At 44.0% G+C, this 22298-nt stretch carries 24 protein-coding genes; 15 read left to right on the forward strand and 9 right to left on the reverse strand.

Features of this window, described 5'->3' with window-relative positions:
• Window positions 1–3: 3 nt before the first annotated feature.
• From GK047_RS22355 to GK047_RS22365, 3 genes are read right to left on the reverse strand one after another with little or no spacing between them, the layout of a single operon-like run.
• The gene (locus GK047_RS22355; RefSeq protein WP_163951887.1) at window positions 4–1029 is read right to left on the reverse strand and encodes a tetraprenyl-beta-curcumene synthase family protein; all 1026 of its coding nucleotides are present in this window, start codon (window positions 1027–1029) and stop codon (window positions 4–6) included.
• A gap of 31 nt (window positions 1030–1060) precedes the next feature.
• Complete coding sequence (locus GK047_RS22360) at window positions 1061–1693, reverse strand: hypothetical protein (RefSeq protein ID WP_163951889.1); 633 nt, start codon at window positions 1691–1693, stop codon at window positions 1061–1063.
• A 60-nt stretch (window positions 1694–1753) separates the two neighbouring features.
• Window positions 1754–2068, reverse strand: a complete 315-nt coding sequence (locus GK047_RS22365; RefSeq protein WP_163951896.1) for a hypothetical protein — start codon at window positions 2066–2068, stop codon at window positions 1754–1756.
• 190 nt (window positions 2069–2258) lie between these two features.
• Between GK047_RS22365 and GK047_RS22370 the strand changes: the two genes are divergently transcribed.
• The 6 genes from GK047_RS22370 (at window position 2259) to GK047_RS22395 (ending at window position 8723) form a co-directional block, all read left to right on the forward strand.
• Entirely contained in the window at window positions 2259–3590 is a 1332-nt protein-coding gene (locus GK047_RS22370; protein ID WP_163951898.1) for a multi antimicrobial extrusion protein MatE, read from the forward strand.
• 25 nt (window positions 3591–3615) lie between these two features.
• The gene (locus GK047_RS22375; protein WP_163951900.1) at window positions 3616–4803 is read left to right on the forward strand and encodes an MFS transporter; all 1188 of its coding nucleotides are present in this window, start codon (window positions 3616–3618) and stop codon (window positions 4801–4803) included.
• Between the two features lie 17 nt (window positions 4804–4820).
• Complete coding sequence (locus tag GK047_RS22380; protein ID WP_163951902.1) at window positions 4821–5513, forward strand: ATP-binding cassette domain-containing protein; 693 nt, start codon at window positions 4821–4823, stop codon at window positions 5511–5513.
• The gene (locus GK047_RS22385; protein ID WP_163951904.1) at window positions 5510–6865 is read left to right on the forward strand and encodes an ABC transporter permease; all 1356 of its coding nucleotides are present in this window, start codon (window positions 5510–5512) and stop codon (window positions 6863–6865) included. The genes GK047_RS22380 and GK047_RS22385 overlap by 4 nt, the downstream gene beginning before the upstream one ends.
• Before the next feature lie 13 nt (window positions 6866–6878).
• On the forward strand, window positions 6879–7979 hold the full coding sequence (locus tag GK047_RS22390) for an efflux RND transporter periplasmic adaptor subunit (protein ID WP_163951906.1): 1101 nt from the start codon (window positions 6879–6881) through the stop codon (window positions 7977–7979).
• A 96-nt stretch (window positions 7980–8075) separates the two neighbouring features.
• Window positions 8076–8723 carry a nitroreductase family protein gene (locus tag GK047_RS22395; protein ID WP_163951907.1) on the forward strand — a complete coding sequence of 216 codons (648 nt, stop codon included), beginning with the start codon at window positions 8076–8078 and terminating at the stop codon, window positions 8721–8723.
• 152 nt (window positions 8724–8875) lie between these two features.
• Here the strand turns inward: GK047_RS22395 and GK047_RS22400 are convergent, their stop codons facing one another.
• From GK047_RS22400 to GK047_RS22410, 3 genes are all read right to left on the reverse strand, one after another.
• Complete coding sequence (locus GK047_RS22400; protein ID WP_163951909.1) at window positions 8876–9616, reverse strand: YebC/PmpR family DNA-binding transcriptional regulator; 741 nt, start codon at window positions 9614–9616, stop codon at window positions 8876–8878.
• A gap of 161 nt (window positions 9617–9777) precedes the next feature.
• A complete protein-coding gene (locus GK047_RS22405) occupies window positions 9778–9975 on the reverse strand; it encodes a cold shock domain-containing protein (RefSeq protein WP_163951911.1) in 198 nt (65 codons plus the stop codon).
• A gap of 127 nt (window positions 9976–10102) precedes the next feature.
• Window positions 10103–10819, reverse strand: coding sequence for a class I SAM-dependent methyltransferase (locus GK047_RS22410; protein WP_163951913.1), 717 nt, complete (start codon window positions 10817–10819; stop codon window positions 10103–10105).
• 584 nt (window positions 10820–11403) lie between these two features.
• On the opposite strand from GK047_RS22410, the gene GK047_RS22415 reads away from it, so the two are divergent.
• From GK047_RS22415 to GK047_RS22435, 5 genes are all read left to right on the forward strand, one after another.
• A complete protein-coding gene (locus tag GK047_RS22415; RefSeq protein WP_163951915.1) occupies window positions 11404–11595 on the forward strand; it encodes a hypothetical protein in 192 nt (63 codons plus the stop codon).
• Between the two features lie 273 nt (window positions 11596–11868).
• Entirely contained in the window at window positions 11869–12705 is an 837-nt protein-coding gene (locus tag GK047_RS22420) for a TerC family protein (protein ID WP_163951917.1), read from the forward strand.
• A gap of 87 nt (window positions 12706–12792) precedes the next feature.
• Entirely contained in the window at window positions 12793–12975 is a 183-nt protein-coding gene (locus GK047_RS22425) for a hypothetical protein (RefSeq protein ID WP_163951919.1), read from the forward strand.
• Between the two features lie 242 nt (window positions 12976–13217).
• Window positions 13218–15008 carry an oligoendopeptidase F gene (gene pepF, locus GK047_RS22430; protein WP_163951921.1) on the forward strand — a complete coding sequence of 597 codons (1791 nt, stop codon included), beginning with the start codon at window positions 13218–13220 and terminating at the stop codon, window positions 15006–15008.
• Window positions 15009–15069: 61 nt separating this feature from the next.
• Window positions 15070–15387 carry a LapA family protein gene (locus tag GK047_RS22435; RefSeq protein WP_240344097.1) on the forward strand — a complete coding sequence of 106 codons (318 nt, stop codon included), beginning with the start codon at window positions 15070–15072 and terminating at the stop codon, window positions 15385–15387.
• A 227-nt stretch (window positions 15388–15614) separates the two neighbouring features.
• On the opposite strand, the gene GK047_RS22440 is transcribed toward GK047_RS22435, so the two are convergent.
• Entirely contained in the window at window positions 15615–16424 is an 810-nt protein-coding gene (locus GK047_RS22440) for a DUF92 domain-containing protein (RefSeq protein ID WP_205516916.1), read from the reverse strand.
• A 203-nt stretch (window positions 16425–16627) separates the two neighbouring features.
• On the opposite strand from GK047_RS22440, the gene GK047_RS22445 reads away from it, so the two are divergent.
• A complete protein-coding gene (locus GK047_RS22445) occupies window positions 16628–17833 on the forward strand; it encodes an HD domain-containing phosphohydrolase (RefSeq protein WP_163951925.1) in 1206 nt (401 codons plus the stop codon).
• Here GK047_RS22445 and GK047_RS22450 read toward each other — a convergent pair.
• A complete protein-coding gene (locus GK047_RS22450) occupies window positions 17830–18462 on the reverse strand; it encodes a fumarylacetoacetate hydrolase family protein (protein WP_163951927.1) in 633 nt (210 codons plus the stop codon). The two genes, GK047_RS22445 and GK047_RS22450, sit on opposite strands and share 4 nt — an antisense overlap.
• 17 nt (window positions 18463–18479) lie before the next feature.
• Window positions 18480–19739: a CapA family protein gene (locus GK047_RS22455; protein ID WP_205516917.1), complete on the reverse strand. Its 1260-nt coding sequence runs from the start codon at window positions 19737–19739 to the stop codon at window positions 18480–18482.
• Between the two features lie 154 nt (window positions 19740–19893).
• On the opposite strand from GK047_RS22455, the gene GK047_RS22460 reads away from it, so the two are divergent.
• The 3 genes from GK047_RS22460 to GK047_RS22470 all read left to right on the forward strand — a co-directional run bounded on the left by GK047_RS22460 (window position 19894) and on the right by GK047_RS22470 (window position 22275).
• Complete coding sequence (locus GK047_RS22460) at window positions 19894–20667, forward strand: metallophosphoesterase family protein (protein ID WP_163951929.1); 774 nt, start codon at window positions 19894–19896, stop codon at window positions 20665–20667.
• A gap of 70 nt (window positions 20668–20737) precedes the next feature.
• Window positions 20738–21955, forward strand: coding sequence for an MFS transporter (locus GK047_RS22465; protein ID WP_163951932.1), 1218 nt, complete (start codon window positions 20738–20740; stop codon window positions 21953–21955).
• Between the two features lie 101 nt (window positions 21956–22056).
• The gene (locus GK047_RS22470; RefSeq protein WP_163951934.1) at window positions 22057–22275 is read left to right on the forward strand and encodes a hypothetical protein; all 219 of its coding nucleotides are present in this window, start codon (window positions 22057–22059) and stop codon (window positions 22273–22275) included.
• Window positions 22276–22298 lie beyond the last annotated feature (23 nt).

Raw genomic sequence — 22298 nt, forward strand, 5'->3', positions numbered from 1 at the left:
TATTCATGATGTAGTTCTTATGTACATACTATTTAGCCAGAAAAATAACCGGGTTAATGGACTATTTTTCATTAGACGTCTAGAGATTTGTTTCACCTGCTGCTGATGATTGACTTTAGGGTCAGACAAGTAGAGCGCAAGCAGACCTTCAATTATCATACGATGAAATCGAGGATGTTCCAAGCATAAAATTTTCGCACGAGCTTCCTCGGTAATGAAAGCGATTCGCTCGATGGTCACATCCATCGAATCATAATAACTGCAAAAGTTCAGATCGCCGCCGATCTGATCCTCTTCTTGGTCGATCAAATAATCAAGCAGGATATGCAGTCCGCATACATAGGGAAAATAAGCTTCACGTATGAGATTGACCTGCTGCTGCTGCACGCGAAGCTCGCAAGCAGCCAAGAAAAGCATGAATATCCCCAGCGTAGATCCTGTTGCCGCGGCAAACTCATTCCAACCAATTTCCCGGTAATTACTTTGGTGCTTGTCCCACCAATTCGTAAGCTCAGACTCACGTAGATCTTTACGAATATGTTTATACACTTGTAAATCACAATACAAAGAAACAAGCCCACGAACCTGATCCGCTACTAAAGCATAAGATGGCAGTAGACAAATGCAGGACTGGCATGTTTTGACGAGATTGTTCAAATAGTTGCCGTCTTCCTTCTCTTCCCTGTAAGCGTAGTAGTCATGCAATGGGGCAGAGGGATCTACAGCATCAAGCATCGACTGATGAAGTTGGCGGAAATCAATTGGATCTAACGAAGTACTCCGATCACACAGGTTATCCAAATAATCACTGATCGTTTGGAATGCGACTATTAAAGGAATTAATACATGGCGCATGGATAAATGGGCTGCGGCATACACAGCACCACCTTGACAGTGAAACTGCTTCGTCGCAATACTAGCTAAGGCTTGCGTACGGAGCTCTGTATCCGGAATTCGCTCAGCTGCTTCCTTCCAAAGAGATAGTTGACTGCCAACCTCCGGCAAAATGTATCGGTAGACCCTTAACATTAGTCTGAAGGGGCCCCGGGGAACCTTTGTCCTACTTCTGTCCAATTGCTTCAAGCAAACTTCCTCCACAACTTTGTTCATAACAGTATTGCAGTAACAACTGCATCTCATAGCGTTGAATTTGCTGCAACCACTTCTCGACAGCAGCATTCTGCACATCGGATACTTGCAGTTCAACAGCATCAATAAATACGCATGGATTCCAAACGGGTGAAGTAATAAGCACCTCAAGTTTACTGCGAAGCGCTTCATTATCCAGATCCGCCAAATCTTTGACAGTCAAAATATTCCTAACGCATTGGATAAGACTCGAATAGATGGGATGATGACCAACATCATTAAACCAATATTTAGCGTTGCTGTAATCGCCCTCCATCCGGTGCATTAAAGCATGCCAATAGCTACCAGATGTATTCGTAATTTCCTGGGCAATATCATGGGACTTGTCGAGGCTTTCATTCAATAAAAAAAGACCTGCTTTAATCGCCATTCCATATGACTCTTGATCTATGCTTCCCTTGGTAAGGTTCTCCAATAACAGAGCTTCAATACGTGCATCCATCTCTGCATCCCACTGTTCACTTGGGTACAAAGAAGGCAGATGCTCTAGCAGCGGCTTCGCAATTACATCTAGCCAATTGGCTTCATCCTTGTTGCTATGCATGCCAGTCACTCCCATTCTTAAGTTATGAGAAATAAAGTTGACGTTGTAAGGCAGCCATTCTTATTGGTGAACTTTGGTTTCCAAATCTTGATTCATCCTAAACCATAAGTGTAAATCATTTATCGTACTGGCTAAGTCAGCAATCTCCGAATTTAAGCGACATGATATTGGAAAATCGTCCTCGTGATTGAGTTGGTTTTGCTTCACAATAATGACCGATTCGATCTTCATAATGCGGTCAGGAATCGCTCCGCGTATTTGCTCCCAATGGAATAAAATATGAGCGCGCACTTCAGAAGAGTAATTGTCCCACTCATCCTCCAGCTTTGGAATCTCAATACCTAATCTCTGATCATATTGAAAATAATTACTCATCTTCTGTTCTACCTCCTTGCGGGAAAAACTTGCTGCCTCCGTTTAAACTACACTTCAAGAAACATTCTACCTTTAAATGTATCACTTCAACCCTTCGGATTCCAGTTAAAATTGTATGTCAACCTGATTTCATTTTCTGCTATACTTAATTAATGTTTTGTAAAGGGAAGTTAGCGAAGGAGAGATTAAGATGTCCGCTACGACGCAAAAAGTACCGCTCACATGGAAACAGCTCCTCTTCTTTTTTCTGCCCCTAGGCCTTTCCGCGACCCTAGTTACGCTCTCGCATGTTATTATTAACAGTACGCTTGCCAGAGCCGCCAATCCTGAAGTGGTCATCGCTACGTATGCACTGCCATTAAGCCTTCTTGGCTTAACGGAGAAACCAGTCGTTCTTCTCAGACAAACGTGCTCAGCGTTAGTAAGAGATCGAATATCCTTTCGTGCAATGGGAGCCGTCAGCTCGTACGTTTTCGCTTGTATCATCCTAATAGGCCTTATTCTTTGTTATACACCTGTTGGAGAATGGGTGTTTCTTTATTTTTTTGGTGTTGAACGCGAGTTGTTAGCTGCCACGATCAGCGTCTACCGGATTCTCATGTATGTCAGCATTTTCTCTGGATTACGTTGTTTATTTCACGGCATCATTATTTTTAATATGCGAACCAAATGGCTGACCATCGGGATGTGCATCAGACTCGCTGCCATGTACTTATTATCTCTCTATTTCATCACGACGAATAATGTTTCCAGCGGACGTGTTGGAGCTATCATTTTCCTCGTGGGGATGATCATTGAAGCAGCGGTAGCGATTTGGGAAGGTACCTCTTTGCTGCGTAAAGCTATTCCTGAGAAAGCAAAAGAACATCCGATAGAAACCAAGCAGCAAATTTTCAACTTCTATAAGCCACTTTTATATTCTTCAATCATTGCTGTCATCATTGGTCCTGCGATCAATGCAATGCTCGGTAAAACAACACATATTCATTTGGCTATTGCTTCGTTTGCTATTGCGGGGAGTTTAACTCAACTCGTAATGAGCTTTTTTTCATATATCCATCAAATCGTACTGAATTTCTATCGCAAAGACTCGTCAATGGTTTTTCGTTTTTCTCTACTCCTTAGTTTCATACCCGGAACGTTAATAGGGATACTCGGCTACACTTCGTTAGGTCCCCTGTTCATGACCCATGTGATGGGGGTAAATGCAGAACTGATGCGTGCCAGTTTAAGTACGCTGCGGATCTTTATGATAATGACGCTTGTATTTCCATGGCTTGATTATATGAACGGTATTATAATGCTAAGAGGCCAAACAAAAGTCATGGTTGCTTCACAATCTGCAAACGCTATAGTAACGATTCTCACGCTGGTTACAACGATCCTGTTGACTCCAGGCTGGAACGGCAAAATTGGTGCTTTAGCACAATCTGTCGGTATGCTTGCTGAGCTTCTTGTCGTCTTATATGTTCTTAAAAGGACAGCAAATGAGCAAGAACAAAATCTCTCTTCAAAAAAATGATGAGGAAAGCGAGTGATAAGGATCAATGCAAACGTCTATTACTACGAAGTCCCATGATCTGATCTTAAAATTGTTCACGTTTTCCTTTTATATGACAATGGGCATTGTCGTCACGTTCTTCCCGCTTTACTTTGATTACAAAGGCTATACAAAGATTCAGATCGGGCTGCTCTACGCCATCGGACCGCTTATCGGGATTGCTACGAACCTGCTGTGGGGTTATTTGAGCGACCGTTTCCAGACGGTAAAGAAAATAATGATAATCCTCATTTGTGGGCAGCTGGTCACAGCCATTCTTGTGTTCACATCTGGATGGTTCTCCCTGTTGTACATATGTTTAGCGATGTTTTTCTTTTTTCAGCAACCGGTAAATTCCCTTAATGACAGCCAATTGATGTTAAGCGTCAGTCATAGTGGCAAAAGTTACGCCTCCTTCCGAATATGGGGCTCCATAGGCTTCGCCGTGTCAGCAGGTGGTTTTGGTCTGATATTAAGACACTATGGAACAGGATTAACGCCAATTCTTTGTATTTTAACCATCAGCTGCACGTTAGTAATCACCTTCTTGCTTAAAGACGCCCGACAAGGTGGAAAAAAGATGGAATTGGGCGGGATGCTGAACATTGTGAGATCCAAAAAATTTATTTGGTTCCTCGTGTTAATCATTGTTATGGCCGTCTCTCATCGTTTCAATGATGGCTTCCTTGCCTTGTATATGAGACAACTTGGGGCATCGGATTCCTTAATTGGGTATGCTTGGATGACTTCAGCGCTAAGTGAGATCCCGATGTTTTTCTTACTCAGCAAATACGGTCATCGATTCAAAGAATTGCCGCTGCTCGCTTTTGCAGGGATTGCTTACACCGTTCGTTTCGTTATTATGGGGTTCGTTCAAGATCCGGGTTGGGTCTTACTCGTACAGCTCTTGCACAGTGTGACCTTCGGAATATTTTTATTTACCGCAATCCGCTATATCCAGCAAATCATACCCGACGAGTATCGATCCTCAGGGCAGGCCATTTTCGCTGTCGCATGGTCTTGCGTAGCAGGATTAATCAGTGGAATGTTTGGAGGTTGGATTTATGATGTATGGGGCGGCAGCACCGTTTATTTCCTCGGGGCAGGCCTATCTTTGCTGGCGGCAATTGGTTTTCTAGGAACCCACTTGCTGCAAAGTGATGATGGAATCTCAGCAGGAAAAGTGAATTCATAAAAGAAAGGGATGATCGTGTGTTAGCCGTTGAACGGTTGTCTCACAGCTTCCGCACAGGCCAGGAAGATACGCCCGTCCTTCATGAGCTTAATTTCCGAGTGGAGCAAGGAGAAATGGTCGCTCTACTCGGTAGCTCTGGCTCGGGGAAATCTACACTTTTGAACTTAATGGCAGGTTTGATGAAACCGACCAAGGGAAGCATTCTAATCGCAGGTAAAGCCATTGAGCAGATGAATGAAAACCGTTTAGCCGAGTTTCGCAGGACGCACATCGGATTTATTTTTCAATCTTATGAATTAATCCCTCATTTAACCGTACGTGAGAACGTCGAGCTTCCGTTAGTGTTTCAAAGCATCAACAGTAAAGAACGCAAAGAAAGAGCCATGACCTTACTTGGGCAAGTGCGTATCGGCGACAAATCCGAACTATTCCCTTCACAGTTGTCCGGAGGGCAGCAGCAGCGTGTTAGTATCGCACGCTCACTTATCACTAAACCAGCTATCGTGTTTGCGGATGAGCCTACAGGTAACCTGGATACGAAAACAGAAAAGGAGATTATCGATCTCCTTATCGATTTGAATCAAAATTCTGGCATTACCTTCGTCATCGTCACGCATGAGCATGAAGTCGCTTGTCGAACACAGCGCATTTTACAGCTACGCGACGGCTATTTGCTTGAAGACGGTCATCAGGAGGACGCCACAGGATGAAACTTAAGGATTATATTCGCCTTGGCTGGGATCAATTGCAGCGCCGAAAAGTCGTTACAGCGCTTTGCACGGTAGGCATTGCAATTGGCTCTGCTTCCATTATGGTTGCGTTAGGATTCGGTGAATCCATCCAGCATTACAGCCAGAAGCAAATGAGCTTTTACTTGAAGACAGATGAAATAACAATTCAGGACCAACCAGATGATCCCAGCGGCCAAGGTAAAATAACAGCGGCCAAGCTTGATCTAATTCGCACGTTTCCTCACGTCAAGTCAGTTGCCAGCTTTCAAGAATTGGGAAACTTCCAATTTACTGTAGATGACGGGAAACAGAGCTATTTTAATCTAATCGCTACCGAACTCAATACTTTAGTCGCCTTCGACAATAAGTTTCAGCAGGGCGGCATCACCGAGAACGATAACAGTATAGTCGTGAGCTACGGCTCTACCATGGGATTGATGGATGAAAAGACTCAGCAGGTTCGTTCCAAGCTGTATAAGCAAAATTCGAGCAAGGAAATGGAAGAAACGTTAACAAAGATGAATACGATGCTTTACCCACTCTTGCAAAAACAGCTTCTTGTGAAATTTAGTAACGCTGACAATCAACCCTCAGCCACTGGCAGCAAAAGCACAACCATAAGGCAACCCGAAATTACTTTTCGAGTTACAGGTATACTGAAAAAACCAGAAGGGCTACCTGACTCTATGGTACAAGGAAATAAAACAGCCTACGTTTCACCCGACATGGGTCGTAAAATACTCGAGTTAATGAATAAATCTTCTGGAAATGGACGCGTTAACTATTCATCGGTGCGAGTGAAGGTCGATAGTAGCTCCCATGTCAAAGAAGTAGATGATCTCATTAAGAAATTGCGTCTAACCAGTCAATCCAATCTGTATCAAGAGGATCGCATGAAAGGTCAATTCGCCATTGTGCGTTTACTTCTAACCGGAATTGGTCTTTTCGTTCTACTCGTCGCGTCCATCTCCATTGTAGTGGCCATGACGATGTCTACGCATCAGCGCCGTAGGCAAATCGGGATTATGAAAGTATTGGGCGCAAATTTAAAACAAATCCGCAACATGTTTATTGTCGAATCATCGCTGCTCGGCATGCTGGGAGGATTCGTAGGCATTCTATTGTCCTATTGGGTTATATGGGGAATAAACTTAATTATTATTAAATTTGGTTCTAATAACAGCGGTGAGAACGCAGAAATCTTGTTCATCAGCTTATGGATTCTCCCTGTGGGCATGTTCTTCGCAATCATGACAGGTGTGCTATCCGGACTTTATCCAGCTGTTAAAGCTTCCCGAACAGATGCCTTAACGGCGATAAAACGAGAATAGGAGATAACTGGAAATGAAGAAAAAGAAAACATGGGGGCTAATCGCGGCAGTCGTTGTTGTGTGTGGGATTAGCGGAATCTTATACCTATCAAGCCATCCCAAGCAAACGCGTAATCTAGATGCAAATGGAGCAGCTAACTCAGCTCTACAATTTAAAGTTACCCAAGAAGATTTAGTTAATAGCGTAGAGGTAAAAGGAAAATCTGCTTACCAAAAAGAAACACGCATTTATGCGCCATTCAATGGTGAGATTAAAAAGTGGAACGTTGTGGAGGGCTCACAAATAAAAAAAGGCGAGTTGATGTTCGAGCTAGATGCAACACCTTTGAAAAGTGAGATTGCCAATTTGCAAACAAGCCTTAAGAAACAAAAGCTAGAAACAGATTTATCTAACTTTAAAGCAGCAGGTTCAACAGTCGATCCTTCGCTTGCAGGAGCTTCCTCCGTTAGTGAGGCTGAAGCGAGACTTCGTTATGCAGAAACCGAAGGTCGAAAAATTCAAGAACAATTGAACGGTGTCAACAATGAAGCGATTCAGCTTCAGTTAGCAAAGAAACAGGAAAAGGTTGGGCAGGCTGCTTACGCCGCTCCAGAGGACGGCATCTTTTTATTTGAAGATTCCGCGAAAATCCCTCAATCTGTTGAGGAAAGCGTACGAATCGGTAAAATCGTTGATTTATCCAAACTAAAGCTTGTTTGCACAGTCAGTGAATTTGACGTATTCCGAATTAAACCCGACATGGGCGTACAAGTAAAAGTTGACGCATTAAAACAAACCAAGCTTCAAGGTAAAGTTGAGAAAGTTTCTAAGTTCGCCAAGTCTGGCACTGAACAGGGCTCCGGCTCCGCTCAATTCGAGGTTACCATTTCATTAGAACCGAATGACCAATTAATCGCAGGACTTAGCCTCTCTGGAACAATCGAAACTGAAAAAAAACAGGGAGTCCTCGTTGTTCCTACTCTAGCGGTGTTACATGAAAAGGAATCCTACTACGTTATGCTTCAAACAGGCCAGGGGACAGAACGACGCGAAATCGAGATTGGCATGGAAACGCCTGAGAAGACAGAAGTCGTTAAAGGACTCAGCGTTGGCGATACGGTTGTGCTGCAGTAGCAACTGACATATAATAAGGATAAAGTCTTAGTACCAAGTGACAAAGGACTCCCTCTTTCTTATAAACTGAGAAGTAAAGGCAGGTAACATTTTCTTATGAATTATGAAGATTTCAAAAACATTGTACTAGATCGTCGTAGTGTGCGTAATTTTACAGAGCAAGAGGTCGCTACCGAAGATATTCGTGAGATTATCGACTGCGCCCGCTATGCGCCAAGTGATACGAATTCACAGACTTGGCAGTTTATTGCCATAAGAAATAAAGAAAAGATTAAACACATTGAGCAGTTGACTTGGGATCAGCTTCACCTCAGAGCCGCCGAGGCTGAACAGCGTGGACTCTCTAAAGAAGCACGTATGCTTGTAAGATCTTTTGGCCCTTATGCTACCGCTTTCTCTGACGCGCCAGTGCTAATCATTTGCTTAGCTACCCCATATGCATCTAAGTTCCGTGACCGAATCTTTGATCCGATTGAGCTTGTGGATGATGCTGTTTGGGCGGAAGAAGGCATTAAGAGTTCTTGCCTTGCTTCTCAGAACCTCATGCTCGCTGCGCACGCAAGAGGTTTGGCTACTTGTCCGATGACGGGTCCCGTTCTCTTAGCCCAAGATCAAATTCGGGAATTTCTTGACATTCCAGAAGAATGTCAAATCAATATGGTCATCTCACTCGGGTATCCAAAGGAACGTCCTGGTAAACTAGCTCGTAAAGAAATCGATGAAATTCTTCAAATCATCGACTAGGCCATAAAAGTCATAGAGAAAGGAGCTGTCGTTGACAGCTCCTTTCTCTATGTTCTTTAGGCTCTCTAAGGCAAGATTGTACATGTTTCTTCTGTTTGGCTCCCTACGATTCTAGTTCCTTTACTTGCTAGAACACAGCCTCGCTATTCCTGTTAACCTATACGCTGCATCTCTTCTTCACTGATTTCGAAGTTTGCAAATACATCTTGAACATCATCATTATCTTCAAAAGCATCCATCATTTTCAGGAGCTTTTCTGCGTTTTCGCCTTCTACCAACACGGTATTTTGTGGAATCCAACGTACGGCTGCTGAGCTAAATTTGAAACCTTGCTTTTCAAGCCCATTCTTCACAGTTTCAAATTCGTGCGGGTGCGCGATAATTTCATAATTATCTTCAGAAGTAGACAGATCTTCAGCTCCAGCCTCCAACACTTGCATCATTAGCTCGTCCTCTTCTACTTCTAACTCTTCCCGATCAAGCACCAAAATACCTTTCTCATCAAACATATAGGATACACAGCCTGATTCGCCCATGTTCCCGCCACGTTTATTAAATACTGCGCGAACATCAGCCGCAGAACGATTGCGATTGTCCGTTAAGCACTTCACCATAATGGCTACACCACCAGGTCCGTACCCTTCATAGAAAATTTCCTCATATTCCACGCCATCGCCATCACCGCTAGCTTTCTTAATTGCACGCTCAATATTATCATTAGGCATCTGTACTTGACGAGCATTACTAATCGCCGTTTTCAACGCATAATTGGCATCAGGGTTAGTTCCCCCTTTACGAGCCGCTACATAGATCTCGCGCCCTAACTTCACAAACTGATTATTTTTGGCCTGATCGGCTTTTCCTTTACGGTCTTTAAATAATTTAAATTTCATCGTCGAAACGCTCCCCTTCATCATTTTGCCACTTTAGTTTACCATTCGGCGTAGTTTCGGTCAAAGGAGAAAAGCAAAAAAGACAGATCCGAGTACTTCGGATGCTGTCTTTTGTTGTTTGTGCTATGACACTCTATTTATAAGTGGGAAACCCCAAATTCTTATAATTTGGTGACGTTAGCTGCTTGAGGGCCGCGGTTACCTTGAGTAATATCAAACTCTACTGCTTGGCCTTCTTCTAGTGTTTTGAAGCCATCGCCTTGGATTGCGGAGAAATGTACAAAAACGTCGTCTCCACCATCAACTGAAATGAATCCGTAGCCTTTTTCTGCGTTAAACCATTTAACTGTACCTTTCAAATGAACAACCTCCTAAAAATATCGCCATCTGTGGCGAATACCAAAATTATATCACCAACAGCTCTATAAATCAACGAAGAATACGTATAAAACCACTAAAATTAGAGAATACTTCAATGTTTTGGAATCATGCGCAAATGGACTTGTCAATAACCAAATAATGCTGTGAATTTGGCAGAAAAGGCAGATCCGCATCCTTTTTCACAGCTAAATGCCCCAATAATGTCAATTCGTCCAATAATTTTTGCATGCCAGCGTACTCGTTTGTATGGAAATTAAGCAGTGGATAGATGCGTAATTCCCCGCCCGGTTTACACACGCGCAGCAGCTCCTGAATGGCCGCTAAATGGAAGGCATCATCGAACTGTTCTTCATATAAAAAAAGAAAATGGCTGCAAAGAACGAGGTCAAACGCCCCATCAGGAAAAGGAAGTTCCGGCAATAGCGCCCTGTGATATCTAGAGGCTGAATCGCGACTGGCGTAATCCTCAGTAAATCGCGTAAGACTTTCCACCCGTGCTGCTTTGTGTTGTTCCACAGAGCCATAGAACTCCCAGTTATACACCTCAACCAATTTCTCCATTTTTGACGCGACAATTTCAATCTCATCTCTACCATGTCTAGCAATCTCTTCCGGCGATTTACTATAGAGGGGGTCGGCCGCTTCTGCAAAGATCCCTTTTTCTCTAGCCTCAACCGTAAAGGACGAAGCGCCCCCTGCTACATCTAAGACTCGTTTTCCTTGTAAATGCTTGGAGTCCAACACAAACATTTTCTCATACTCCACATAAGATCTTGAAGTCATTGCGACCCCTGCCTGTTCATATACGCGCTTTGGTTCCATCCTAATCTCTCCTCTGCTCTGCTCTTATATTTTTGAGGCGCTACCGCCACTTCACCCTTCCCCTATGGAAAGGATTAGGAGGATTTTATCATCATAATTGACTCCGTGCAACCCTCTTTCTCTAGGCCTCTTTACATTTTCCCGGGTTCATCGGTTACAATCGATTTGCGAGCTTTCACAGAAACATGTACACTTTAACGAGGGGGCTATTTGGAAGCAAAATTTTTCTTCAGTCCGAAAACTTGCTATGCCCGAAATGCTAACCAATATGGTAAAATACATAAAGACTGCGGTTTTGAAATTGAGTTTCACTAGACTTCACAGACCTAAACACGCTTCAGCGTCATTGTTTAATAAAAGGCGTTCATGCCTCTGTAATATCCTTTCGTCTGGGACATTCTAACATTAACACTACGATGTACACCTACGATCATGATGTAAAAAGGCTGATGAAGGTGACGTGAAACTTTCAATGAGCGTCCCTATCTGTCCCCAACTTGCCCCAATTAAATAGAAATGAGGAATATTCATTGTCAAATCAAGGATTTAAAAAACACGTTATCTACAAAAAAGACAAATGGAACATGATTAATGTCGAAGTTCAAGGCACCAAGATCGTCCTGACAGAGATTACAGATCAGTGGGGAGAAGAATGTCACACATTCATCGGCCGACCTGCCATGATGCAGTGGGCAACTGAAAAATTCCCTAAGGATAGTTTCGAGGGTACTGAGGAAGAATGGCAAGCTATTATGGATGCTTTCAAACAAGTCTAGCTTCTTTTTTTGGGAATAGCCTTGACTTTAAGTTTGTTATGTCCTTATAATGATGACATAAACGCATAGTTTCCACTCCAAAGGGGAGTAGCTGGTACAGTAAAGTCGTCAATTCGGATCCTCATCAGATCCCGGCTTTATTGGCAACGACAACGTTGTTAGCAAGACCTTTGCCAATTTTATTGGTGAAGGTCTTTTTTGATGAAATAGAGCCTTCACCGCAAAACGGTGTTAGGCTCTATTTTTTTCAAAAAAGTAAAGGGAGTGTTGAGTATGGATTGGTTATCAACTGGTTTTTTGGTCTCATTATTAAGTATCATCCTCATTGATTTGGTTCTTGCAGGGGATAACGCGATTGTCATCGGTATGGCCGCTCGAAATCTGAAGAAAGAAACTCAAAAGAAAGTAATTCTCTGGGGGACTGTAGGCGCTATCGTTATTCGCGCTTTCGCAACGGTTATTGTCGTCAGCCTTTTGAAAATCCCTGGCTTGTTACTAGCCGGAGGACTCCTGCTGCTCTGGATTTCTTACAAGTTGCTCACAGATAAGAAAAATCATGAACAAGTTCAAGCCAAGGATAGTATGTGGGCTGCTATTCGTACAATTATCATCGCAGATGCAGTCATGGGTCTCGATAATGTTATCGCGGTTGCTGGCGCAGCCCACGGAAATTTCTGGTTAGTCATTATCGGTCTGATGGTTAGCGTACCTATCGTAGTATGGGGAAGCACCTTGTTCATTAAATGGATTGAAACTTACCCATGGATCATATATATCGGATCAGGTGTACTCGTACTTACAGCAGGAAAAATGATTACTGGAGAGAAGTTTCTAACTCCTTATTTTGAATCCAACCCATTCGCAAAATGGCTCTTAATCGGATTACTTATTGTCGTAGTTCTCGCTGCTGGTAAATGGAGCAAAATGGTCGGCTATCTCGTAGAGGTGGGGGAGCGGGGTCAGTTAACTTTACCAAAAGAATTGAGCGACGAAGCGCAAATTGAGCCTGAGGATCGGTTCACCGTTAAAATGGATTCCCGAGGTAAACTCATGTTGGTCAAAGTCGAGGACGGGGAAAATCCAGACGGTACGATGAAGCATGCTGGCTAACAAAAAGGAATTCGCCGGCAAACAGCGAAAGTTATTTAGGTGATACCATTTAGCTCACCATATTCTAAGCTGATAGGATGTTTTTAAATGACCGATTCCGGTTCGATATTGACCTTTATTCTCGTATCTTTTTGTCTTGCTGTCATTTTAATTATGAAAAAAGATTCGCTGCCGCCTCAAATGAAACGCTACCTAGCCTTACTTGCCATAGTTATGGTCTCTATCTCTTTTGTACTCGTTTTGATCAGCTTCTTCGGCGTCGGGATGTAAATTTACTTCTTTCCAGCTTTTTCATATAATCATAAATACATGAGCTAACGGTCATACTAGGTGAAAACCATCTTATGGATTTCATGTGATATCGATGGGGATATGCCAGGAGCGTGACCGTTATACGCTGGATCTGTGTAACTGCTGCCATCAGCCTTCTTTATAGCTCCATGCCAGCGGTTCATTTGCACACGATAGGAATCACTTTACCCAAATCTCAATATAAAGACAGGAGGGCTCCGATGAATCAAGTACTGGAACGCAAACAAGTATCGGCCGAGCACCGATGGAATCTGGAGGATTTATTCGCCGATCAGAAGGCTTGGGATCAAGAATTCCAGCAAGTAAGGGATTCGCTTAGCAAAATTAGCGCCTTTCAAGGAAAGCTTAGTGAGCCGGCAGCCGTCAAACAATGCTTTGAGCTAGAGGACGATGTCTCTCAGAAAACCGAAAGGCTCTATGTTTATGCCAACATGAAGCACCATGAGGACACAGCAGAACCTACCTATCAGGCCTTATCCGATAAAGCTAAGAAGATCAGCGTTGAGGTCGGTGAAGCGCTCTCCTTTATTTCACCGGAAATTTTAAGCTTATCCGATGAAAAATTGCAGCAGTTGGTGACCGATGCTTCTTTATCCTTTTACAAAGATACGTTAGAGGAAATGATGCGTCAGAAGCCCCATACGCTTACCAAAGAACAAGAAGCTCTGCTTGCGCAAGCAGGCAATATGGCTGGAGCACCAAGCACCATCTATAGCATGTTAAACAACGCGGATTTGAAATTCCCTAAAATCAAGAACGAAAAAGGTGAAGAAGTCGAGCTTACGCACGGCAGCTACATCCAGTTCTTAGAATCCCGCAACCCGGAAGTTCGTAAACATGCATTCGAAGCTGTTTATACGACTTATCGCAGCCAAAAGAATACGATCGCAGCTACCCTTAGCGCGAATATCAATAAAAACATTTTTTATGCCAAAGCGCGTCGCTATCCTTCTGTGCTTGAATCTACCCTCTTTGGCGACAATATTAAGAAAGAAGTATATACGAATCTGGTTTCAACGATCCATGATTCTTTGCCTGAGCTGCAGCGTTACCTAAAGCTCCGCAAGAAGCTTTTAAAAGTTGATGAGCTCCACATGTACGATCTGTTCGCGCCTCTGGTGGAAGAGTTTAACATGGACATTACATACCAGCAAGCCAAGGAAGAAATTAAGAAAAGCTTGCAGCCACTAGGCGATAATTATTTGAAAATTCTTCAAGATGGCTTTGATAACCACTGGATCGATATTTATGAGAATCAAAACAAGCGAAATGGCGCCTACAGTTGGGGCGCATATGGTACGCATCCCTATGTATTATTGAACCACAAGGAAAACTTGAACAGCATGTTTACGCTCACACACGAGATGGGTCATGCGATTCATTCATATTTGTCAGATGAAAATCAAGCGTATCGTTACGCGCAGTATACGATTTTCCTTGCGGAAGTGGCTTCCACGCTAAATGAAGCACTTCTTATGGATTACTTGCTGAAGCGCGTAACGGATCCGAAAGAGAAACTCTACTTACTTACCTATTACGCGGATCAGTTCCGTACAACCGTATTCCGTCAAACGATGTTTGCCGAATTTGAAATGATTACTCACGACAAAGCGGAGCAAGGTGATTCCCTCACACCGCAAGAATTCAGCGAAATCTATTATGGCTTGAATAAATTGTATCATGGGGATGCAATGGTCGTTGATCAAGACATTGAGATGGAATGGGCGCGCATTCCTCATTTTTACAACAGTTTCTATGTATACAAATATGCGACAGGCTTCTCTGCAGCTACCAGCTTTGCTAAACAAATCCTGGATGAAGGCCAACCAGCAGTTGATCGTTATCTTGGCTTCCTGAAAAGCGGCGGTAGTGATTACTCGTTGAACATCTTGAAACGAGCTGGCGTCGATATGTCGACACCGGAACCCATCAAGCAAGCGATGAGCGTATTCAGCTCGCTGCTCGACCAAATGGAAGAACTGACTAAATAAATGTACGAAAAAGGTTGAAGGTTCCTTTCACCCTTTTTCTCCATGAAAGGAGAAACCTTCGTTGAAGATGCAATGGATTCTTATTTGCGCGCTAGTCTTTGCCCTAATTACCGCGGTTTTCGCAGTAATTAATGTTGAACCCGTCCAAGTCAATTTCATGTTCAGTCAAACGCACACACCCTTAATTCTTGTCATTCTGACTTCTACTTTATTGGGTGGTGTTATCGTTGGCCTATTCGGTATGATTCGTCAATACAAGCTTCAGCGTAAACTTCGTCAACTGGAAAAACAGTTGCAAGAAGCTCTTACACCTGCGGTAATCGAGCAAAACGGTAGCGAAACGCAACCCAAAGAAACGAATAACTCATTGAATCTTTAACGGCGTTAGTAACGTCAACAACCCTGCTTCCACTTAGGAAACAGGGTTGTTTTGTATCTTTGCCTGAATTACAATAGTATAGGGCACCATATTTGCCTATTATGAAAAAGGGAGCCTGACACCATGATCGCGGTAATTGTTTTTTCTATTCTCATCGTTGTTGGCATGCTTGGTTTACTCATTTGGGTATTAAATAAAGCGTATTCTCGTAAAGATGAATAAACGTTCTACGAAACAAAGCAACTAAGCACCAAACAGATCAAGCCTCCAGCAAGCGAACTTACGGCATTCACATAATCATTCGTCATTCCGCTCATTCCACGAACCTGCCTAGCACGCTGTTCACAGTGTACCTGCTTCTCAATCGTTCTACCACATACATCACAGCGGAACATCACTTGCAGCGTTGCACCTAGCCATGAATCAATAAGCGATCCCAACAAACCGGATAATGCTGCAAGTAAAAGTAAGGGTAAGAAACTAATTCCTGTTTCCAGCTGACCCATTTGACTGCATAACCACCCAGCGAGTCCAATGAAAAGACCACCCAGAAGGGAAGCAAGCAAACCGAATCCCGTCACGCCTCCTGATGTACCAGCAGACACTCGCTTACCACTGACGATCGATCTTGGCTCGGTTTTACTTAACCCGCCGATTTCCGTCGCCCATGTATCTGCATTCACAGTCGCCATCACGCCAACGAATATTGCCCACCAGGCGGGGTGAGGCAGCCATGCATGGCCTAAACATAATAACAGGCCAATTCCCCCGTTTGCAGCAACTTGACCGGCATCTCTTCTGCCGCTTTTCGCATAGCCACTCTCCGCGCGAGCTTTCCGTTTATGCTTAAACTTGGAAAGCAAAGTAGAAGAGATAAAAAAAGCGATCAGCGTTCCTGCCCAGGCGAAGCTACCAAGCGCAAACATCGTTGTTCCTAGCAACACTGCCGCAAGCGTACCTGATAGAGATAAGGATCCCTTCCAATAAGCAACTCCTGCAATCAGCAAGCTTCCCAGCAATCCCCAAATCCATTCCAAACAAAACACTCCTATTTTTTCATTTCATCCGTTCCTTCATGACCCTCCAATTATACCATAGCGCTAATTACGTCTCTATGTCTGTCTCCCACTCGTCGATTATTCGACAAAATAAGTCAAAAATACAGCCTATCCAGAAGGAAGTTAGCGATCTAAAGCTGAATATATGTATAGAATAATGTTCGGTACGTTAGGAGGCTATCATGGAACACGAACGATTTGATTTAGAGCCTCTCCCCAGAAGAGATCTAGATCCTCAAGAGTTGCTGCGCGTCATATTTGATTACGCCGCAAAAATTGCGAGTGCGCGCATCCTTGAGCATGTACTTTTGCTCATGGCTGATATGGGCCGGGATATGATTGTTTCTGATCGGTGCACGGTATGGCTGCTCGATGTGAATAAAAATGAGTTATGGTCCAAAGTGGCGCATGGCCTTGATGAAATTCGCATTCCGAAAACCGCAGGTTTAGTTGGCTATGCCGTTACTCATGATAAAGCCGTTTTCATTGACGATGCCTACACGAACGAGGAGTATCAGCCCTACTTACTTAATGGCGCTTTGCTTACAGACCAACAAACGGGTTATCGAACTAAAGCACTCATGGTTATCCCCTTCCGGAACAATCAAGGTGAAATTATAGGGGCATACCAAGCCATAAATAAAATGACTGCTACCGAGCAGTTTTCGGCGAAAGATATGGAGTATTTAACGTTGGCAGCCTCCTATGCCGGAAAATCTTTAGAATCTGCTTTGCTTACGAATGAAATCGAAGAAACGCAAAAAGAAATCATTTTCACGATAGGTGAAATCGGTGAATGCCGCTCCAAAGAGACTGGAAATCACGTTAAGCGCGTAGCTGAATACTCGTATGTACTAGCGCTTGGTTTAGGACTAAGTCACGAAGAGGCTGCTTTACTCAAAATGGCATCTCCGATGCATGACATTGGTAAAATGGCTATCCCTGACGCCATTCTCATGAAACCAGGTAAGCTGACGGAGGAAGAGTTCAACCGAATTCAAAACCACACAGTCATCGGTTATCATTTACTCAAAGCCTCCAAACGGCCCATCCTTCAGTCAGCCGCAACAGTTGCTTATGAGCATCACGAAAAGTGGAACGGAACCGGCTATCCACGCGGACTCCGAGGCGAGGAAATCCACATCTTTGGCCGTATCACGGCCATTGCCGATGTCTTCGATGCATTAGGCAGTGAACGCGTATACAAAAAAGCATGGGAACTGGACCGCATCCTTGAGCTTTTCAAAGCTGAACGGGGCGAGCATTTCGACCCTGCTGTCGTAGATGTTTTCTTCCATAAGCTTCCGGATATCTTACAAATACGTGATACCTACGTGGATACCCATGGTGAAAAACCATCTCTTAAAACAAAAAAACGGAGGCATTAGCCCTCCGTTTTAATCGTTCCAGCTCCAACTACTTCTTCTCCCCATAACAGCTCCAAGCGATCACCGTTATGAACAGGCCCTACACCTTCTGGTGTTCCCGTATAAATAATATCTCCTACACCTAGACCATAATGCTTTGCTATGTAATCAACAATTGTTTGAAGATCGAAAATCATATTGCTAATATTGCCATTTTGAACAACATTACCGTTCTGCAGAAGTTGGAAATTCGTTAACACAAGTGCAGCGGCACCGGGAAAAGGACGAAATTTACTGATTGGGGCCGATCCTAGAAACCCTTTGGCAGGAAGCCAGGGCTGCCCTTTTTTCTTAATCACATTTTGGACGTCCCGCAGTGTAAAATCAATCCCTAGCGCATATTGACCAACGATATCATCCACTGAACTCTCTAGTGTATAAGGCTTCGTGATATGCAAAACCAATTCCGCCTCGTAATGTATCTCACCTAGATTACCAGGAAGCGTCAGATCTCCCCCGTTCAACTCAACTAAAGCATGCGTTGGTTTCGTAAAAATCATCGGTTGATCAGGAACATCATTCCCAAGCTCTGCAGCATGTGCGCGATAGTTACGTCCTACACAATAAATGTTACGAATCGTTTCTTTCATATGGTCTGCACCCCTTTTCATTTCTTCGTGAGATTGCCTTGCTCATCCACACGGGCGCCAATCGAAATTTGGCTCAAGCGCTGAAACAGCTTGGTCCCATCCTCAGTATTCATTGGTGTCGGCAGAGCGCCTTTAGTAAGAATCGGTACAAGGTGTACATCGCATTTCTTATCTTTGGTGCATGCAGCCTCCAAAATAACCGTCTCCCATGTTTTTGGAAAATCGTTAGTTGTAAATATAAAATTACCTAAGCTATAGGCGATCCACTTGCCCTTATATGACTCAAAGCCTTGAAGAACATGTGGATGACCTCCAACAACAAGATCAGCTCCTGCATCAATATAACGATGCGCAAGATCCTTCTGATTTTTGTCTGGTTGATCTTCACGTTCTATTCCCCAATGGGCAACGACGACGACAAGATCAGCCTTTTCCTTAGCTTTTTGGATCGCTTCAACTGGCGGTTTGTAGTTGTAAGTATCAGCGACGCCTGGATGCCCGAGAGCTGCTTTCCAAGAAGCTTCTGGAACAACGTGGCTGAACCCGAAGAAGGCAATTTTCATTCCCTGCTTCTCTACAATGACAGGTTGATAGGCCTCTTCCAAATCCTTCCCAGCCCCCACACGTTTCACACCTTCTTGATCGAGTGCTGCCATCGTATCTAATAAGCCTTCTGTTCCATAATCCATGACATGGTTATTCGCCAAATTGACGATATCGATGCCAGAGGCCTTCAAAGCAGGCAGCGCTTGAGGTGAAGAACGATACACATAATCCTTTTTTTGAATCGTACCTCTCGTTGTTAGGGGTGTTTCCAGATTTGCAATTGTGTAATCCGGCTTACTTAAAAAATCGGATACATTCGTATAAGGGTATTCATAGCCTTTTTGCTTCAAAATATCTTCTACTTTAGAAGCAAGGAGCACGTCTCCTACAAAGCTAAGTTTCACTTGGGAGCCGCTTTCAGCAGGCTTGTCCGAAACACTCGGCGACGGAGCAGCGATAACTGCCTTTTGTGTTGGCTGAGGACTTACTGGCGTGCTTGACTTCGGATTTACTTGAGCTGTTTGTTGTGGTGTAATCGTAGGCTGCGTTGTTGAAGCAGAATGAGCTTCCTCCGCAGGAGCGCTGCGTGTTGATAGATAGGAAGCACCTATACCAATGGCGAAACAGACAGCAGCGGCAAGTGTAAGTCCACCAATTACTTTGAGCGGTGTCTTGGTGCGAACCGGTCGCTCTTGTTTTTGTTTACGATAACGATCTGATCTGGATTCCAATGGAACATTCCCCTTTCCCCCTACAAATTATAGCAGAACAGACACTATTCCGACATTAGTAAAAAGTCACTAACTTTCTCATATCGTCTAGGTGTGGTATAAAAGAAGAATCAGAAAAATACATAAACTCGATTTAAGAAAGGATACAATCTCGTTGGATAGCGTAGCGATTATCTCTGATATTCACGGAAATATACCGGCGCTGGACGCCGTGCTTCAAGATATAAAACGTCGGGAAATCACACGCATCATCTGCCTTGGTGATCTGGTCGGCAAGGGCCCCGGCTCCGCAGAAGCGGTAGACCGCATCAAAGCCGTTTGCGAAAATGTGGTGCAGGGGAACTGGGACTTGGGCATTACATCCCCACAAGATCTACCGGCAGGACAGTGGCATCAAGAGCAACTCGGAGCAGAACGGCTTGCCTATTTAGAGCAGCTTCCCTTTTCTGTCGATGTGCGTTTGAGCGGAAAGTTAATTAGGCTTTTTCATGCATCTGCCCAAAGTGTCTTTCACCGATTGAAACGAAAAGCTTCCAAAGAAGAACGGCTCGCAGTGTTTGAGAACACAGCGATGACAGGTACGCCGCTCGATGGAAGGCAGCCCGACATCATTGGATATGGGGATATTCATATCCCCTATCTATTAACGATCAAAAGTCCGCGCCAAAATGAGTCAACGATACCTGCGTGCCAAGGACTTACACTTTTCAACGTGGGCAGTGTAGGCACTCCCTATGACGGCAATCCACAAGCCTGTTACTGCATCGTAGAAGGAGAAACGGATTCCTCCGTGCCAGCCGGATTATCCATTCAGTTTGTTCGTGTCCCCTATGATATCGAGCTCGCGGTTCGTCTTGCTTACGAAGTAGAAATGCCCGATCGAAGAAGATACGAACTTGAAATCACAAGCGGCTTGGTACATAAATAATAAATCTCCATACTAGTGAAATCCTAAGTAAATCATACGATGATGACGCAGCATGAAATGAGGATTTGAAATGGTTCGTTGGCAAGTCAATTTAATCGTCCTATGGTTAGGACAATTTCTAGTCATGGGCGGCATGACCATGATTGTGCCGTTCCTTCCCTTATATTTGCAAGAGCTCGGTATGAAAGACCCACATGAAGTAGCGACGTGGGCGGGTGTTATTTTCGCAGGTAATTTCGTGACTTCCTTCTTGTTTCAACCCATCTGGGGCGGTTTAGCCGACCGCTATGGCCGCAAGGTTATGCTTTTACGCTCTGGGTTCGGAATGGCCGTCGTTATGACATTGATGGGATTCGCAGGTAATGCCTGGCAGCTGCTTATTCTGCGTATGGTGAACGGAACCATTTCTGGCTACGCGCCAGCTGCAGTAGCTCTCATGTCGACGAACACGCCGAAGGAGAAGATGGGCTTCGCCATGGGCACACTGCAATCGGGGGCTGTCGCAGGAACAATCCTCGGCCCTTTTATCGGAGGTTTACTCGCTGAATGGATTGGTTATCGATATATTTTTTACATTACCGGGATTTTATTGTTCATCGCTTCCGTTTTGACTCTTCTCTTGGTGAAAGAGAAATTTAACGTCAAAGAGGCTGCTGCGAAGCCGAAAATATCCGTCTTACAAGGATTAGGACAATTAAAACATGTCCGTCAACTTCCTTCCCTTTATGCGGTTACATTCCTCATCCAATTCGCCATGCTCAGCACGATGCCATTAATGCCCTTGTTCGTGGCAGAGCTTCATGGGCAAACAGCAGGTCTCGCCTTTTTTGCTGGCTTAGTTGGCTCCATCACAGGCTTCTCCAACATGTTTGCCTCGCCACTGCTTGGGAAACTGTCCGACCGTATCGGACCAGAGCGTATTCTTAGTGTTTGTCTCGCCGGTGCGGCCGTTCTCTTTATCCCACAGGCACTCGTACATAATGTGTGGCAACTTTTTGCCGTGCGATTCGGCCTTGGCTTTTTCATGGGGGGACTGCTGCCTAGCGTCAATGCACTTATTCGTAAATATACGCCTGAAGGTATGGAAAGCCGTTCATATAGCTTTAATACAAGTGCGTTGAGTCTTGGAAATATGACGGGACCTGTCGTTGGTGGCGCTATTTCGGGTCTGCTGAATATCCGAGAAATATTCCTTCTCTCTTCCATCCTGCTTTTCGTGAATTCCTTCTGGGTGTACAAGACACTTTTCGCCAAGAAATCGATATCAAATCCTTCCCCAGACCAATGACCACTCAGGAAAAGGCGGTTACAATTTGGTGTAAAAAACGATAGTCACCGATTCCACAATATGGTAATATGGGATTATTGTTGAAAGCGAGGATGCCAAGCATGAAACTCAACTTACGCAAAATTATGTTTATCGTCGTTTGTGCAGAATTGTTATTTATTTATTGGAACAGCATTAGTGCCATTCCTTTTAGGAGACAACAAACGACAAATCCGATTTCTACGCCTAGATCGAATCCTTCGTTGACCCAAATAAAGCCGCTTACCTTACGTGGAGTTACAGTTACAGAAACTTATCACGAGGTACAGAAAGCATCATAAACATAAAAGCGCTATGGACTGAT

The sequence above is a fragment of the Paenibacillus sp. SYP-B3998 genome (genome assembly GCF_010820665.1).
GTDB lineage: Bacteria > Bacillota > Bacilli > Paenibacillales > NBRC-103111 > Paenibacillus_E.